The sequence below is a fragment of the Glaciimonas sp. CA11.2 genome, assembly GCF_034314045.1.
Classification (GTDB): Bacteria; Pseudomonadota; Gammaproteobacteria; order Burkholderiales; family Burkholderiaceae_D; genus Glaciimonas.
This window is the reverse complement of record NZ_JAVIWL010000001.1, coordinates 3894664-3909677: the sequence shown is the minus strand read 5'-3', so window position 1 is coordinate 3909677 and position 15014 is coordinate 3894664. Positions and strand designations below refer to the sequence as shown.

Sequence of the window (15014 nt, the reverse complement as noted above, 5' to 3'; positions counted from 1 at the left end):
CATGCCTTTCTTCGCATATAAAGCACGTAACGCCCGCGGTGAGCAAGTGCAAGGCGTCCTGGAAGGTAGCGATAGTAGCGGTATCGCCAGTCAGCTATTTAACGCCGGTATAACACCGATTGACATTACGCCGACCAGCGGCCCCATTAGCGGTACAAGTGCTGAAAATGACTGGTGGTCACGCCTCAACGAAGAAAAAGTCCGCTCCATCGACGTACAATTATTTAGTCGCCAACTTTATACTCTGCTAAAAGCCGGTATTCCTATCATGCGCGGCTTGGCTGGCTTACAAGAATCAGCAACCAACAAGTCATTTGCAAGAGTGCTAAAAGACATCAGGGAATCACTTGATGCTGGCCGAGAACTATCAGCGTCAATGCGGCGTCATCCACGCGTATTCTCCAATTTTTATCTGAATATGGTACGCGTCGGAGAAATGACCGGGCGTCTTGAGGAGGTTTTTCTACGGCTGTTCGGGCATCTCGAATTCGAGCGAGAAATGGGCGAAAGAGTACGGACCGCGATGCGCTACCCTTCTTTTGTAGTGGTGGCCATGCTGGCAGCCATGGTCGTCATCAATATCTTTGTCATTCCGTCCTTCGCCAATGTTTACGCTGGATTTCATGCCCAGTTACCCTTGCCAACACGGTTCTTAATGGCGACCTCTGCATTCACCGTCCATTATTGGCCCTTGCTGCTGGCGATCATTGCCGCCGCTGCGTTTGCATTCAAAACCTATCTCGCCACCGTCGATGGTTTGTACAAATGGGATAAACTTAAATTGCGCTTTCCTATTGTCGGCAAAATCATCTTAAAAGCGACGTTAGCCCGATTCGCGCGCAGCTTTGCGCTATCAAGTAAAAGCGGCGTACCAATCGTGATGGGACTTACCGTGGTCGCTCAAACAGTCGACAACAGTTATATCGCTAGTCGTATCGAACAAATGCGTGATGGCGTCGAACGTGGTGAAAGTATTTTACGTACAGCTTCAGTTACCGGTGTGTTTACACCGGTCGTTTTACAAATGATCGCAGTCGGCGAAGAAACTGGCGAGCTTGATGATTTGATGGACGAGATAGCAAGAATGTACGAGCATGAAGTCGATTACGAACTAAAGACGTTGTCTTCGCAAATAGAACCGATTTTGATCGGCGTGCTGGGCATCATCGTCCTGATCCTGGCGCTGGGCATCTTTTTGCCAATGTGGGACCTTGGTAAGGTCGCTATTAAAAATTAGCTTATTCGATGCTGATATTCTGCCATTTCAAAACTATTTGATGCAACCAAATTCAAAAGTTACAAATCCGCAATGTGAGAATACAGTTTGTATATTTAACTGAGTTTGAATGCGTTTGAAGCGAGCAACTCAACGAAAGTGCTATCCGTGATAGTGAATGAAATGCATTTGTGCATCTTACTCAGGGCGCAAAACCACAATGGTTTTCAGCTCGATCCAGCGGCCAACCGTCGCTATAAATTCATTGGCGGTACAAGGTTTAGTAAGATAGTCATCCATTCCTGCGGCGAGACAACGCTCGCGGTCACCCTTGATCGCACTGGCGGTGAGACCAATAATCGGCATTCTCGGGGCGCCGGTTGCGGCCTCTTTTTCTCTAAGAAGTCTGGTTGCCTCATAACCGTCCATTACCGGCATCATACAATCCATGAGAACCAAGTCAAAATGCCGCAGAGCAAGTGCATCGAGTGCTAACTCACCGTTTTCAACCTCTTCAACCACGCATCCCCTTTTTGTCAGCAGGATACGCACCAGTTGCCGGTTGATTTCTGTGTCCTCAATAACCAGTACGCGTGGTGCATACGTTTGCAATACTGGCGTTAATGGCAATGGTGCGAGGTTCGCTGGCGGAATACTTTCAATCGATGAGAGATCGACGGGTTCCTTCTCTGAAATCCGAGAGCGAATCCGGAACGTAAAACTTGATCCCAAACCTAAGCTGCTGACGCAACTGATTTGACCATGCATCAGCTCGACTAGGCGCTTGCATATGGCTAGGCCTAGGCCAGTACCGCCGTATTTCCGACTCGTCGTATTGTCTGCCTGTATAAACGGTTCAAATAAATTGATTTGCGCTTCCTCGCTGATCCCAATACCACTATCCAGAACCGAATACCGCAAATGCACCATATCCAGATTAGCAACATCAGCATGCGCGCTGAAGTAAATGGTTATCTTCCCCGATGGTGTGAATTTGATCGCATTGACAATCAGATTACCCAAAATCTGTCTTATCCGTATGGGATCTCCATCTACCCACTTTGGAGCAGTTAAGCTGATAGAGGTATCAATCACCAGGTTTTTTTGCTTGGCATTGGCTTTATGCAGATCAATGACATCGAATATCAGGTGGACCGGATCGAAGGAGATCATTTCGAACTCCATATGACCAGCTTCGATTTTTGAAAAATCCAAAATCTCGTTAAGAATTCGCATAAGTCCGCGCGCACCACTCCGCACGTTACTGGCATATGCCAGCTGGACGCTATCGAGTTTAGTCTCCAACATCAATTCCGACATCCCAATAATGCCATGCATCGGAGTACGGATTTCATGACTCATCATCGCCAGAAAGCGTGATTTTGATTCGTTGGCGGAGTCGGCTTGGGTCTTCAGTAAAAAGGCTTCTTTTGCGTCCTGCTCCCGCCGCTTCAGGACAATCGCGATCAGTACAAACGCAATCGATAGCGCAAGCAAGCTTACCAACGCAATACCACCCAACAACTGTACCGTTCCACGCCAACCACCGAGGAACAAATCTTCAGTGATGGTGACATTCACAATCAGCGGATAACCTCTGACTAACCGGATCGCACTCATCCGATACACTTTCTTGAAGTCATCTGCCGCCCGTGGACTTCTGGACAGAATAACGTCGTGGTTTTTATTTTCCTCAATTACTGCAAAGGTTGGACCTGCAAGGAATTTTTTTCCTAGCAGGGCGTTCGTAGGCGGCCAACGCGCAACTAATGTGTAATCTCGGAGATACAGCGACACGGCAGATTGATTACCAAGGCTAACATTTTTGTAAAAATCGCCAAAAAAATCGCTCGCCAGTCCTAACAGAACCACGCCAAGAAAATGCCCATTGGCATCCTCGATACGCCGGCTAATGTAGAAAAACCATTTACCGTTAACTTTGTTTTGCACCGGTTGGCTGATAAATATACCGGGATCAGCGTTGTGGCTATGATATTTAAAATAGTCGCGATCACTCAGATTCAGTACCGGCACAGGAAACGAACGGGTAATATTTATTACTTCGCCATCTACACCGATAATAGTAGCTACATTGATTTGTGGCAGTCCACTGATTTTGTCATGCATCATCTGGTGAATCGAAGAGGTTCTGAAGGCCTTTATTAACCCCGCTTGATCATGCACATTCGCAGACTCGACGTTCTCGACCAAACTATCCAGCACCAGCGAAGCCGACGTCATCGTCTGTGAAGTATTTTCCGCCAACACGAGAGACAAGTTACCAAGTTCCGTGCGCCACGCCTCTATCGTCCGATCATGCAGTATCTTGGTTGACACGACGATTAATAATGCGAGCAACGTGATTACCACGATACCAATAACGGCCGTGGCCCTCCTCGCACTAAGGCGCCATCGTGCGTTCCCGAAATATAGCGTTCGCTTATCTGTCGATCGTGTCATTTGCATCGCATGCGATTTCCAGAACTTTTAAATAAACTGCGAACTAAACAATATCTTCACCACGGACGCATGCGGAAACAAGGCGTCGGTGGTAAGGCTTACCCTGCTAATTTTCACCACATTCGGGGTATCCCCGAAAATGCACAATACTATCTCGTACATCTTGCATTACCAACGAGAACAAGCGCCATAACTCGGGAAGATGATGATCTAGACGGCATGTCTGATCACCTAGCAACAAACTTTCCAACTCCACCAGTTTGGACGTCAGTTCCACCGCGCCAACCAGCGATGTTGTACCTTTAAGTGAATGAATTTCATGCGACATCGCCTTAAACTCACCGACTAAAATCGCCGCTTTCAAACGTTCAAACATCGGTGTCGCGATCACAATAAACGTATGAGACAGCGCACGAAACGAATCAATATCTTCGCCGGTTGCGTTGAACAGCACGCTTGGATCGATATACAGGTATGGGTTATGCCGCTTCATGGTACGTTGTGCACTAACTATTTATCCAGAAAACGCTAATACCCCGGTGTTAAGCAGGACGTTGAAGCAGGACGTTGAAAAATATTGCTCTTATCGTTGTATTTAGGTAAATTCGACCACAATCGCTTTCACCACAAATATTTCACGCATCATTAATGGCACCAGCCTTGTATATTTCACTGCCAGTGCGAACTGTTCTGCAATTATTTGAATGACAATTAAAGCATTAATTAACTGCAACCGAAGTACAAAGTACCATGGATTCTTTGCGAATCATCAGCAATTGGTATCAAAAATACACACCTGAGCGATCATTCTTCGTACGAAAAGAATCCTATACTCCTAATTGGTCACGCTTCTGACGACGTTTTGGGCGCAGCATGCACGTAAGTAGCCACGTAATTCGTCGTAGTTCATTGGTTTACTAAAAAAAACAACGCCTTCCGGAACACCACCACGCAAGTTAAGCTCCTCAGGCGTGAGGCTTGAAAGGATTGCAATGTTCATGTGTGCCAATTCCGGATATCGTAATATGGTATTGATAACTTCGTAACCATCGATCCCATCCATCACGATATCTGCCAGCAAAATACTCGGCCTGTGTGTTGCTATCTCAACCAGAGCCTGATAGCCATTCTCACAAAATCTCAGGTCGGCCGACAGGTTCCAGGATGAAATCTGTTTTTCATAGATTCCACGCTGGAGCGCATTATCCTCAACTACCAGGATTGATGCCTTTTTACCGGACGATGCCTCGCTCGCATTAACCTTTAACGCCGTCGTCAACGATGCTTTATAAGCTTGGACGGCAGCCATAGGAATACGACGGTGCCCTCCCCCGGTTTTCCAAGCTTCAATTACTCCAGCCTCAACTAATTGTTGAACCGACGTAACCGAAATTCCAAGTATTTGAGCGACCTTCTGTGTTGTACATATTTCAGAATAAGGCATTTATCTTCTTATATTCTCTAAAGTCTTATTTTAACCAAATTAAATAAATTTCCCAATAATTGGTTCGTTTCTAAAAGAGATGTTTTTAATCTCTATTTTTATCGCCATTCACTCTTCTTGACGGAGACATACACAATGCATGTTTCGCATAATCTAATATGCAATAAGAAACTCGGGAAACCTCATACCAACCAATTCAATTTGCAAAAAACGCTTTGTAAAAGCGATTAATTTCAGATTAAAGATGTCACCTTTTCCAAGACTCAATCAGCGTGAAAAAATCGCGAATATTTAACCAATACAAACGATCAAAACACACCAAAGCATCCAACCCATCCTGACAGTCACCCTTACAACGTTAAACCAAGACTCACAACATAGTCTTCATTAGTTTCATCATTCCCTAACAGTTCACGCATTTCTAAAAAAGCAATGCCAAACGTCTCATGAATCCGAATCATCACATCGCCACTAATCCTAATCTTGCCATGGCGAACCTTACTGATTAAAGGAGGTGCAAGTTTCAATAGCCGACATAATGCTGCATCGTTTTTTAACGCTTTACGATGAAGCAGTTCGTCAAGCAACCGACTCTGATCATATCCTTGAGTTTTCTCGATATTTTCATTATTTTGATTATTTTGATTATTTTCTAATGTCATTTTATGCTCCCTTTGAAGTGCTATATGATAAAAATTTAAATTCACAGACGCGCATTATTTTCGCCCCACACATGCTTCCTTGGCTGCGCAAGCCAAGGAAGCAAATCGTCGCCATTCATCGGCTTACCAAAGTAATATCCCTGCCCAGCATCACAGCCCAGTGCCTGAATAAAATCTGCATCGCTTCTTGACTCTATTCCCTCGGCAACTGTCGAGAGATTGAGATTTTTTGCCAAGTCAAATATCGACTGTAGTATTGCCACCGATCGTTGAGCACCTTGGGCACCAACTATAAAAGAGCGATCTATTTTAATTTCAGAAAATGGCATACGACTCAACTGTTGGAGAGAAGAATAGCCAGTCCCAAAATCGTCTAGCGACAAGTTAAATCCATGCATGCGCAAACGGGTAACGGTTTCTAGTAAACCATCATAGTCCGTTGCAAGCGCCGTTTCCGTTACCTCAACAGTGATTAATTCCGGCTCGATAGAATGTTCGTTTGCAATAGCACGCCAACGATTGGGAATGGCAACTTTCTGCAAAGTCGAGCGCGAAGCATTCAGTGCAATACCCATTTGTGGTGCGATATCACGCCATTTTTTCATTGCCTCAAGTGCTTTATGCAGCAACTGTTCGGTCAACTGATCAATAACTCCGCTCGCCTCCATCAATGGAACAAATTGCGATGGCGGGATTTCACCAAACGCCGGATGACACCAACGCGCCAGAATCTCAACCCCAACCGGATCCTGCCCAAATTGCACCTTAGGCTGGAAATAAGGAACAAATTGCTGGCACTCAAGCGCGACGATAAGATCATTTTTTGTCCACAACCTTGATGACGATTTCTCATCAATAACTGGCTCTGTTTCCAGCACCTCGACATCCAACATCATGATTTTTTTAAATATAAAAAATCAATCGGCTTGATTAAACTACCGGCAATCCGGGCGCCACTATCCCGCGCCACTTTCTCTGCCGACCGCAATAAATCCTCAGTCACGGCTGAAACGAGTATGACTGATCCAATACGCTGGCCGGCCGCATAATGAAGAAATTCGATGCCGTCCATGACATCCATTCGCAAATCGCAAATCGTAAAATCAAATACAACGTTATTTATTTCCAGCAGTTCTAGTGCCTCGCGACCGTTGGCTGCCTCAGCAACGTAACCAATCCCCATTCCTTTCAATCTACCGACCAGCAACTTACGCTGAAATTCGTCGTCCTCCAGCACCAGTACTTTCTGATCAATAAAAAATTCAGATGGCTGTGCCAGTCTATTATTTGCCTTCGCATTTTCCACGTTCGTCGCTATATTTTTTGCCATATCAATCGGCGCGCGCTTCAACCATTTATTCACACATGCCCCTGATAACAATCTGACCCGTCTAAATCCTTAAGAAAAAATTCGGACACAACTTGACGCGACATTGTCGACACCGTCGACAATGTATTTCTAACGATCAGATTGCTTTCTACCTCTTGCATTACCAGAAGAAGCATCGTCTTGATTTCGGAAAATTCAGCATCGCTGTATTTGAATAATTTTTGTCTGGCGTCATTTTCAATATCCTGCATTTTTTCGCCGATACACGTCGCCCCAACGATGAACAGACAATTCGCCAGAGAATGCGCCTGATGGGCTATCTCCTTCAGATTTCCGATAGCTACAAACTCATCCAGGCGCTCAATCATTTCCGGATAAATCCTAAGAAAAACGCGTGACATAGCATCAAATGCATCCTCGTCATGCTCCACTGCGCGCATCAATATCGAAGGATCAGTGAGTTTGATATCGGCGCTCAAATCACTCCTTATTCCGCGGCGCTAAAAGCGTCTGTAGAAGTTGTACTTGTGTGGAAAATAGCGTTATCAAAGGTGTCGTTCAATAAGCACGCATCAATTTTTCGCAGCAGCGTTGCTCTATCGACTGGCTTGCTGAGTAATCCTGTCGCGTTGTATTTTTTTGCATCGTCGAACACTTCCTGCACGGTCATACCCGTATGGACGATGACCGGTATCGCGCCCAACGAGTCAGAATTTTTTATTTGTGTCAGAATTGAAATCCCATCAATGTGGGGCATAACGATATCAAGCAAAATCAGTGATGGTGTGCAGTTTCGCAATATTGATAGCGCTTGCAATCCATCTCTCGCTGCAATCACTTCATAGCCACCAGCGTACAGAGCATGTTGCAACATGTCGCTGTAGGTTACGTCATCATCAATAACAAGAATTAACTTCGATGTTGATAGCGGCATCCCCAATGAGACTAGGGAAAATTCTCGCGCTGCAATGACAGACTGTCTTCTATGGAATCCCTGATCCACTGCCGACTTCAACATGATCGGGTCCAACAATGGACGCCCCGGCAGAAGGGCATCAAATGGACCGGTAGGGTAAAGCGCAGTTGCCAGTGTCAGCTGATCATCTCCGCAGAGCAATAATATCTGACATGAAATATCTAAAAAATGATCACATTCACGACTTAACATAATAATAAAATGTTCAGCTTCATGAATATTTGAAAAGGATAAAATCAGTACATCTGGATGCACTTCTCCGAACAGCTCAATTCCCTGCGGCGCATAGTATGTCGACCAGACCCCCGACGCTTCATGGACGACAGTCTCGTGCAAGGTAAGCGATTCAGCCATACTGTCTGTAACGATTAAAACTTTAGGATTCATTCATTTTCCATCATGGAGTGACGAGTGGCAGCACGGCATTCACCGCTTCCTCAATTTCAATGAACGTCCGATTCATCTCCTTCATCAGGATTTGTCTTGGATCATTTTCCGGGTCGCCCTTGACGTCATTTTGGATCAAGGCTATTTTTTCCATCGATCCGCACATCGTCGCAAATTTAAAAGCGCCAATTGCCAATGCCGATGTCTTTAATGTATGCGCAAGTGCAGAGATATCACGCCATTGCTTCAAGATAATCATGCTTCGCATTTTTTCCATACCAATACGAAGCGCCTCAAAAAACCGAACAAGAAAATGCCTGATAACTTCAATATCGTCGCCCACAAACTCGCGCAAAATATCTAGATCTATTGCCCGCCCATCTTTTTTATCGAGACTGGCAAGATTCATTCGTCATCTTTCGGAATCCATTGGCTCAAGATTCTTTGGATGGTCGCAATTTGGGTAGGTTTCGATAAATAATCATCCATACCTGATTCAAAACAACGCGCTCTATCGTCGTCCATTGCACTCGCAGTAATCGCAATAATGCTGAGATGTCGACCCGTCATTTTTTCTTCCTGTCTAATTCTTTTGGTCATCTCATATCCATCCATCTTCGGCATCTGGCAGTCGGCAAGAACTATCAGGCATTCATTCTTTGATAGCCAGTCAATGGCATCCTCGCCATTCTGTAACACAACCACTTCATCGAACCCAATGCGTTTCAACTGAAACCTTAGCAACTGTTGGTTCATCTCGTTATCTTCCACAACGACAATCGGTAGTCTGTTTTTTATCATTACGCGAGATAACTTTTTGTCGTCAATCGATCTATCCGATTCGATCTGACACGCATGTGTTTTAACGGAACCGTAAACGCAACGGTTGTCCCCACGCCTGGCGTCGATAGCAATATGATGATCCCACCCATTAATTCGACCAACTGACTGACAATGGCAAGACCCAAACCACTCCCCTCATGCGCGGCACGTTCGATACCATTCACTTGAAAGAATTTTTCAAATATCGCGCCTTGGTATTCAATCGGAATACCCGCCCCGGTATCGGTCATTGAGAACTTTATGCACTGTCTTTCAGCAGTTACTTTCAAAACTATTTCTCCGCTATCGGTGAACTTGATCGCGTTATGAAAAAGATTGTTTAACACCTGTACCACCCTCATATGATCGCACTGAATTTTCTCTGGAACATTGGGCGCGATGGATAACGAAATGGTAATATTTTTTGCAGTAGCGCTGCCGATGTGTGCATTAACTGCACGCGCTAATAGCGCGCGCAAATTCTCGTCTTTCATATTAAGGTCAACCTCACCCGCCTCAATCTTTCCGAGAAAAAGCAATGAGTTAACCAACAAGAGTAAATGCATGCCACTTTCATGAACGTACTGCGCAAATGACCGCTGCTGTGCATCAACCAGGTCTTCCTTGAGTAACTCCGCATAACCTAAAATGCCATTCAGCGGAGTGCGTAATTCGTGCGACATATTCGACAAAAAAAGCGTCTTTGCGCGATTTGCCGACTCTGCCTCTACTTCATGTAACGTCAGATGTCGTATAAGGAAAATGATCAAACCCGTCACGATCAAAATTACCAATGTAAACAGCGCGGCTAACGTAATGACTTGCCGGTAGGTACTATTAAAGGGTATCAATTCATCTTCTACGCTAATACCCACCACCACCAGTAATGGATACTTCACCAATTTACGGTAGGAAAATATGCGATCACGACCATCAACTTCGCTCTTGGCGCGGAAATTACCAATTTTCTGCTGCACCATCTGCTTAAAGAGCGGCAAGTTTGCTAGCTTTTTCCCCACCACTTCGCTTTCGGCCGACCGCCATGCCAATACCATGCCATCTGTATCGATGAGTGCGATAGAGCCGTGCTCACCCAGATTCACCGCACTGAAGAGTCGGGTAAAGTAAAGGGGGTCCATCGATGCCACCACCTCACCATTAAACGTTCCATCCGATTTATTAACCCGGCGTGTTAAAAAAATTTCTGATTTACCGGGAATGAGGGACTGAACCGGCTCGCTCAACAATAAATTTTCGGCGTCGCCCTTACCGTGTAGACGAATGGACTCAAGGTTAGGTCGCTTAACGTCGCCTGGAGGATGACTCGATAAGACTACGTTTGATCGCTCGTCAATCACACTCAGGAAATTAAATATTCTTCTCAAAATATGGCTAGATAAAAACTGTCCAATATCAAGTTGTTTACCGGACGTCTCATACTCATATTTAAGAAACTGCAAAGCCTGATCGGCCACTTCAATCGTGCTGATCGTATGCGCCTCGAATGCCTGGGCAAAGCTGTCGGCATTTTTGGTAGTGGCAATCAGATATTTTTCTTTAGATTGACTCAGCTGATGAAGCGTGACTGTCCAAAGAATAACAATCAACACCACGGCAAAGGCAGACGGCAAAATAATTTGCCAATACTTACTTCGCCGACAGTGATAAAGCATAAATTAGCTCTCTTCTCACAGATTCTTAATAATGATTTTTCTACGCCTGCACTTACTCACCAGCACTTACTCAGTATTTACTCCGTAGTTACTCAAACATCACCAACACCAGCACCAACACCAACATTTGAAAATCTCGCTATCAGCAGCGCGTTATTATGCTAATTTTTACTTATAAAATCCATATATATGCGGCATTATCATTTAAATTGAATTTTTTATTATTTATTGATTTTAACAAATTTATTAAAATTGTCAAATATGTTAAAATTAACCAACAGTATCACCGCTATACGTATTTATTTATCAATCACTAACGACATCCTGTGTATCAACGGGCTGCCCGCCTGCAACGGCAATGAATACGAAATGATCACATGCACACAAAAGCGATCGATACCTCTTTGCCCTGTACTGTTTTAATCGTAGAGGACAATCCTCTGCTGATTGGTCTATACAAGAACGCTTTAGCGGACATAAAAGACATCCGTTTCGTCATCGCCGCTAATGGGTTCCAGGGATTGATACAAACTTGTGAGTGCAGTCCTGACATCATCATTGCTGACCTTGATATGCCGGATCTTGACGGCTTCAAAATGCTCAATATTTTGCGAGTCGATCCAGCATATCGTCATGTTCCGCTCATCATCATTTCGGGACTTAAAGAAGCAGATATTTTGGATAATGGGGGATTACCACCCGATGTTTCTTTTATTAAGAAAAAAGATTTTTCGCCAATCGCGTTACGTGCCCTCGTGACGCAAGGACTAAAGAGAACCAACAACAACAAGCCTGCGCCTCTTTAAGAAACAAAAAATTAACCCAAAATATGAGCGACAGCACAGCCCGTTCGCTACGGCGTCAATGGCTCATAAAAACTGTGCAATGGATTTAGTCATCATGCTTCGATCTAGTGATAGATTCCTCCAGCTCACAGCCATAATGGTCAAAGGGAGTGTTCCGCAAAACCACAGATTCAATCTGACACTCATTAACGCTGACAGGCTAGCCCCGCCATACGTAATCTGGCTGCCGATTTATTTAATGGCGCACGTTGCTCAAACGACAAATATACATATTAATGTATTATCATTATGCCCAAAATATCATAACTGACGACATCCAACATTTTCTGATATTTCATTATCAAAGACCTCGCACCAATTACACACTGCACAAAAATGGATGGCTTCAAATGGACATGCCGACTAAAGACAACACTTCAAAGATGATTCGGATTGTTGTAGTAGAAGACGACGATGCCTTCCGCGAAATCGTTGTACTCAGTCTTATCAATCGCGGTTATCAGGCCACCGGCGTTCACAATAGCGCGGCCTTGTATCGAGAATTAATCGAGAGACCGGCCGATATCGTGGTTTTGGATGTCGAGTTATCTGGGGATAACGGCTTCACCATCGCCAATCAACTCCGGGCAATGCAACGGACGCGCCTTCTTGGGATTATTATGCTCACGTCGCATAGTGATCTCCAGACGCGGGTGGATGGGCTGGAGAGTGGTGCAGATATGTTCCTTACCAAGCCAGCCAACCCCCGAGAGATCACCGCGAGCATAGATAGTCTTTACCGGCGCTTAAATCTGAATGCAGAAGCGCAAGGTAGCAGACCTTGGCGGTTTGTCAGAACCGAATGGAAGCTCATCGCTCCGTCAGGCGCTGAAATTATGCTGACGCATCTTGAAACGCTATTGGTCGACATCCTGGTTGAAGGTCGAGGACGCCCGGTAAGCAGGCGGACAATTATCTCCACCGCGTTGCAACAAGATCCGCTGGCCTATGACGAGCGCAGACTCGAAGCGGTGATCAGCCGACTACGCAGAAAAATTGCGAAAACTTACGGTTCATCGCAGCCGATCAAAGTTGCCCATTCAGTCGGCTATATATTTGCTGATCCAATTGAGCGCGAATAATTGTTACGAACAACATGATGCCTATGAACTGCAGCCGTTCATAGATAAGCATTTCGACTGAATCCAGTATTAAATCCGTAATGCCTCATGCAACTGCCAATGCAATAACGGGAAGTTGATTCTCAGAACAAGTCTGCGCTACTGCAGAATACCAACCGTATTTTTCTTTTCAGCTTACTCCAGCGACGTTATAGCGTTCCGCTTTCGCCTTCATCCGAGTTTTAATTCTTGTCATGCCAAAAATCGCTCATGACACGACGGTCTTCAACAGTTTTCATATTCTCGGCCGTCCCAGATACCCACCTTAATACACTTATTAACAGCATATCCAACAACGCTGTTTGTAATCCAAAATTTCTGCACACCCGGCTTTAATAGAAGAAGTCCGTAGCGCCCCCTCCAAATTGCTATTTAGTCACATAAATGTCAGCAAACGTAAGTATTCGTAGAGTTGCTGACACTTTCTACGCCTCAGAATCAGAGCCAGATAATTCGAGGTTGTCTCACTCCACATTGCTAAATCGATCGCACCCCAAGCAAGATCGGCAGCGCAGTGTTTTAGCAGCCTCCAAATAGAAACCAAACACGAAAAAAAACGTCAGTTACTGGGCAGCCAACACAGGATCGGGCGATAACAAGGAAATGAAATCAAATGCCAAAATCCAACGGGCTCATTTTCAAACATCCCTTCGAACTTGAGCTAATAAAGCGATTAGCTGATGTCGTCGTTTTAGCTGCTGCGGCACCACTTGCCAGCTATTGGCGTTTCGGCGTCTCTCTGAATGCCACTTCCCCGATTCACACCATTATGCTTTGTCTTTGCTGCGCACTCGTGCTGTTTGGATTTCCGCAATCCGGGATGACAGTAGCCTGGCGCGGGCGCCTCATGCCGCATATGTTTGTGCGGCTGATGACGTCATGGGCAATGGTTTTATTAGTGGGACTACTAGTCAGCTTTCTGATTCACCGTGTTGGTGAACTGTCGCGGCTCTGGCTTTTTTATTGGTATCTGACGGGCATCGCCTTTTTATCACTTTATCGCGTCGCTATACATGGCGTTCTTAGTATCGTCCGCAGTCGCGGTTTCAACACCAAACGCGTCATGATTGTTGGATATGGTCACACTGGTCAAGAGATGCACCAAAGAGCGCGGCAACAAAATGGTTATGGCTATGATGTCGTGGCGATATATGCAGATGACCAGGACGCCATCAATCTCCAGTCCACCCCCATCACCCTTATCAAGACGCTTGATGGGATAAATGATTACTTGCAGGAAAACAAGATCCATGAAATCTGGATTACGTTGCCGATTAGTGCTTCAGCGCAATTGCTGGACATTCAATACATGCTAAGAAATGCGTTGGTGAATGTTCGTTGGGTACCCGATATGTTGGGCCTACAAATGATCAACAATAAAATGGTCGATTTTCTAGGTCTTGCCACAGTAGATTTAAACCGCCCTGTTTCCCATGGCCTACGCGGGCACGTCAAACATTTTTTCGATAAAATATTTTCCGCAATAGTCTTGACCATCTTACTGCCTTTGTTTGCTGCGATTGCAGTAGGGATTAAATGCTCTTCATCTGGTCCTATATTCTTTAAACAAGCGCGGCTCGGCATCAACGGCAAGAAATTTATGGTCTACAAATTTCGCTCGATGACGATGCATCAGGAATATGACGAGATTTCACAAGCGACACAAAACGACGCGCGTATCACACCCTTTGGACAACTACTCAGACGCACCAGCCTTGATGAACTTCCCCAGTTTATTAACGTACTCATCGGCGATATGTCAGTAGTGGGACCAAGACCGCACGCGCTCCAACACAATGCGAAGTACGAAGAAATCCTAGAGTTATATATGGCACGCCATCGTGTCAGGCCCGGCATTACAGGCTGGGCACAAATCCACGGCCTACGTGGAGAAACAGACACCGTCGACAAGATGGAAAAGCGCGTACAGTTTGATATGCATTACATCCAGAACTGGTCACTCCTGATGGATTTGCGCATCGTCATCTGGACAGCATTCAAGGGTTGGACAGGGGAAAACGCATATTAGTCCGCCCTACTACGACCACCGCACTGGGCATATTGCCGGCTAATCAATT

At 45.2% G+C, this 15014-nt stretch carries 15 protein-coding genes; 4 read left to right on the top strand and 11 right to left on the bottom strand.

Going from position 1 to position 15014, the window contains the following annotated elements; genetic code table 11:
* The first annotated feature begins 1 nt into the window (after position 1).
* On the top strand, positions 2-1237 hold the full coding sequence (locus RGU75_RS16930; protein ID WP_322237959.1) for a type II secretion system F family protein: 1236 nt from the start codon (positions 2-4) through the stop codon (positions 1235-1237).
* 177 nt (positions 1238-1414) lie between these two features.
* On the opposite strand, the gene RGU75_RS16925 is transcribed toward RGU75_RS16930, so the two are convergent.
* From RGU75_RS16925 to RGU75_RS16875, 11 genes are all read right to left on the bottom strand, one after another.
* Positions 1415-3676 carry a hybrid sensor histidine kinase/response regulator gene (locus RGU75_RS16925; RefSeq protein WP_322237957.1) on the bottom strand — a complete coding sequence of 754 codons (2262 nt, stop codon included), beginning with the start codon at positions 3674-3676 and terminating at the stop codon, positions 1415-1417.
* A gap of 106 nt (positions 3677-3782) precedes the next feature.
* On the bottom strand, positions 3783-4169 hold the full coding sequence (locus RGU75_RS16920) for an Hpt domain-containing protein (protein WP_322237955.1): 387 nt from the start codon (positions 4167-4169) through the stop codon (positions 3783-3785).
* Positions 4170-4511: 342 nt separating this feature from the next.
* Complete coding sequence (locus RGU75_RS16915) at positions 4512-5120, bottom strand: response regulator (RefSeq protein WP_322237952.1); 609 nt, start codon at positions 5118-5120, stop codon at positions 4512-4514.
* Between the two features lie 350 nt (positions 5121-5470).
* Positions 5471-5782, bottom strand: coding sequence for a hypothetical protein (locus tag RGU75_RS16910; RefSeq protein ID WP_322237950.1), 312 nt, complete (start codon positions 5780-5782; stop codon positions 5471-5473).
* 41 nt (positions 5783-5823) lie between these two features.
* On the bottom strand, positions 5824-6678 hold the full coding sequence (locus tag RGU75_RS16905; RefSeq protein ID WP_322237948.1) for an EAL domain-containing protein: 855 nt from the start codon (positions 6676-6678) through the stop codon (positions 5824-5826).
* The gene (locus RGU75_RS16900) at positions 6675-7145 is read right to left on the bottom strand and encodes a response regulator (protein ID WP_322237945.1); all 471 of its coding nucleotides are present in this window, start codon (positions 7143-7145) and stop codon (positions 6675-6677) included. The genes RGU75_RS16905 and RGU75_RS16900 overlap by 4 nt, the downstream gene beginning before the upstream one ends.
* A complete protein-coding gene (locus tag RGU75_RS16895) occupies positions 7142-7591 on the bottom strand; it encodes an Hpt domain-containing protein (RefSeq protein WP_322237943.1) in 450 nt (149 codons plus the stop codon). The genes RGU75_RS16900 and RGU75_RS16895 overlap by 4 nt, the downstream gene beginning before the upstream one ends.
* Before the next feature lie 8 nt (positions 7592-7599).
* Positions 7600-8475 (bottom strand): response regulator, encoded by an 876-nt coding sequence (locus RGU75_RS16890; RefSeq protein WP_322237941.1) that lies wholly within the window; start codon positions 8473-8475, stop codon positions 7600-7602.
* A 10-nt stretch (positions 8476-8485) separates the two neighbouring features.
* On the bottom strand, positions 8486-8884 hold the full coding sequence (locus tag RGU75_RS16885) for an Hpt domain-containing protein (RefSeq protein WP_322237939.1): 399 nt from the start codon (positions 8882-8884) through the stop codon (positions 8486-8488).
* Positions 8881-9276, bottom strand: coding sequence for a response regulator (locus tag RGU75_RS16880; protein ID WP_322237938.1), 396 nt, complete (start codon positions 9274-9276; stop codon positions 8881-8883). Before RGU75_RS16880 ends, RGU75_RS16885 begins: the two co-directional genes overlap by 4 nt.
* Entirely contained in the window at positions 9276-10970 is a 1695-nt protein-coding gene (locus RGU75_RS16875) for an ATP-binding protein (RefSeq protein ID WP_322237936.1), read from the bottom strand. Before RGU75_RS16875 ends, RGU75_RS16880 begins: the two co-directional genes overlap by 1 nt.
* A 377-nt stretch (positions 10971-11347) precedes the next feature.
* Between RGU75_RS16875 and RGU75_RS16870 the strand changes: the two genes are divergently transcribed.
* The 3 genes from RGU75_RS16870 to RGU75_RS16860 all read left to right on the top strand — a co-directional run bounded on the left by RGU75_RS16870 (position 11348) and on the right by RGU75_RS16860 (position 14965).
* Positions 11348-11776 carry a response regulator gene (locus tag RGU75_RS16870; protein ID WP_322237934.1) on the top strand — a complete coding sequence of 143 codons (429 nt, stop codon included), beginning with the start codon at positions 11348-11350 and terminating at the stop codon, positions 11774-11776.
* 389 nt (positions 11777-12165) lie between these two features.
* Complete coding sequence (locus RGU75_RS16865) at positions 12166-12897, top strand: response regulator transcription factor (protein WP_322237932.1); 732 nt, start codon at positions 12166-12168, stop codon at positions 12895-12897.
* A gap of 652 nt (positions 12898-13549) precedes the next feature.
* Positions 13550-14965 (top strand): undecaprenyl-phosphate glucose phosphotransferase, encoded by a 1416-nt coding sequence (locus RGU75_RS16860; protein ID WP_322237930.1) that lies wholly within the window; start codon positions 13550-13552, stop codon positions 14963-14965.
* Positions 14966-15014 lie beyond the last annotated feature (49 nt).

Bases quoted from the DNA above. Each gene is read 5' to 3' on its own strand.
- RGU75_RS16930 (WP_322237959.1), top strand. From the start codon at position 2: ATGCCTTTCTTCGCATATAAAGCACGTAACGCCCGCGGTGAGCAAGTG.
- RGU75_RS16925 (WP_322237957.1), bottom strand. From the start codon at position 3,676: ATGACACGATCGACAGATAAGCGAACGCTATATTTCGGGAACGCACGA.
- RGU75_RS16920 (WP_322237955.1), bottom strand. From the start codon at position 4,169: ATGAAGCGGCATAACCCATACCTGTATATCGATCCAAGCGTGCTGTTC.
- RGU75_RS16915 (WP_322237952.1), bottom strand. From the start codon at position 5,120: ATGCCTTATTCTGAAATATGTACAACACAGAAGGTCGCTCAAATACTT.
- RGU75_RS16910 (WP_322237950.1), bottom strand. From the start codon at position 5,782: ATGACATTAGAAAATAATCAAAATAATCAAAATAATGAAAATATCGAG.
- RGU75_RS16905 (WP_322237948.1), bottom strand. From the start codon at position 6,678: ATGATGTTGGATGTCGAGGTGCTGGAAACAGAGCCAGTTATTGATGAG.
- RGU75_RS16890 (WP_322237941.1), bottom strand. From the start codon at position 8,475: ATGAATCCTAAAGTTTTAATCGTTACAGACAGTATGGCTGAATCGCTT.
- RGU75_RS16885 (WP_322237939.1), bottom strand. From the start codon at position 8,884: ATGAATCTTGCCAGTCTCGATAAAAAAGATGGGCGGGCAATAGATCTA.
- RGU75_RS16880 (WP_322237938.1), bottom strand. From the start codon at position 9,276: ATGATAAAAAACAGACTACCGATTGTCGTTGTGGAAGATAACGAGATG.
- RGU75_RS16875 (WP_322237936.1), bottom strand. From the start codon at position 10,970: ATGCTTTATCACTGTCGGCGAAGTAAGTATTGGCAAATTATTTTGCCG.
- RGU75_RS16870 (WP_322237934.1), top strand. From the start codon at position 11,348: ATGCACACAAAAGCGATCGATACCTCTTTGCCCTGTACTGTTTTAATC.
- RGU75_RS16865 (WP_322237932.1), top strand. From the start codon at position 12,166: ATGGACATGCCGACTAAAGACAACACTTCAAAGATGATTCGGATTGTT.
- RGU75_RS16860 (WP_322237930.1), top strand. From the start codon at position 13,550: ATGCCAAAATCCAACGGGCTCATTTTCAAACATCCCTTCGAACTTGAG.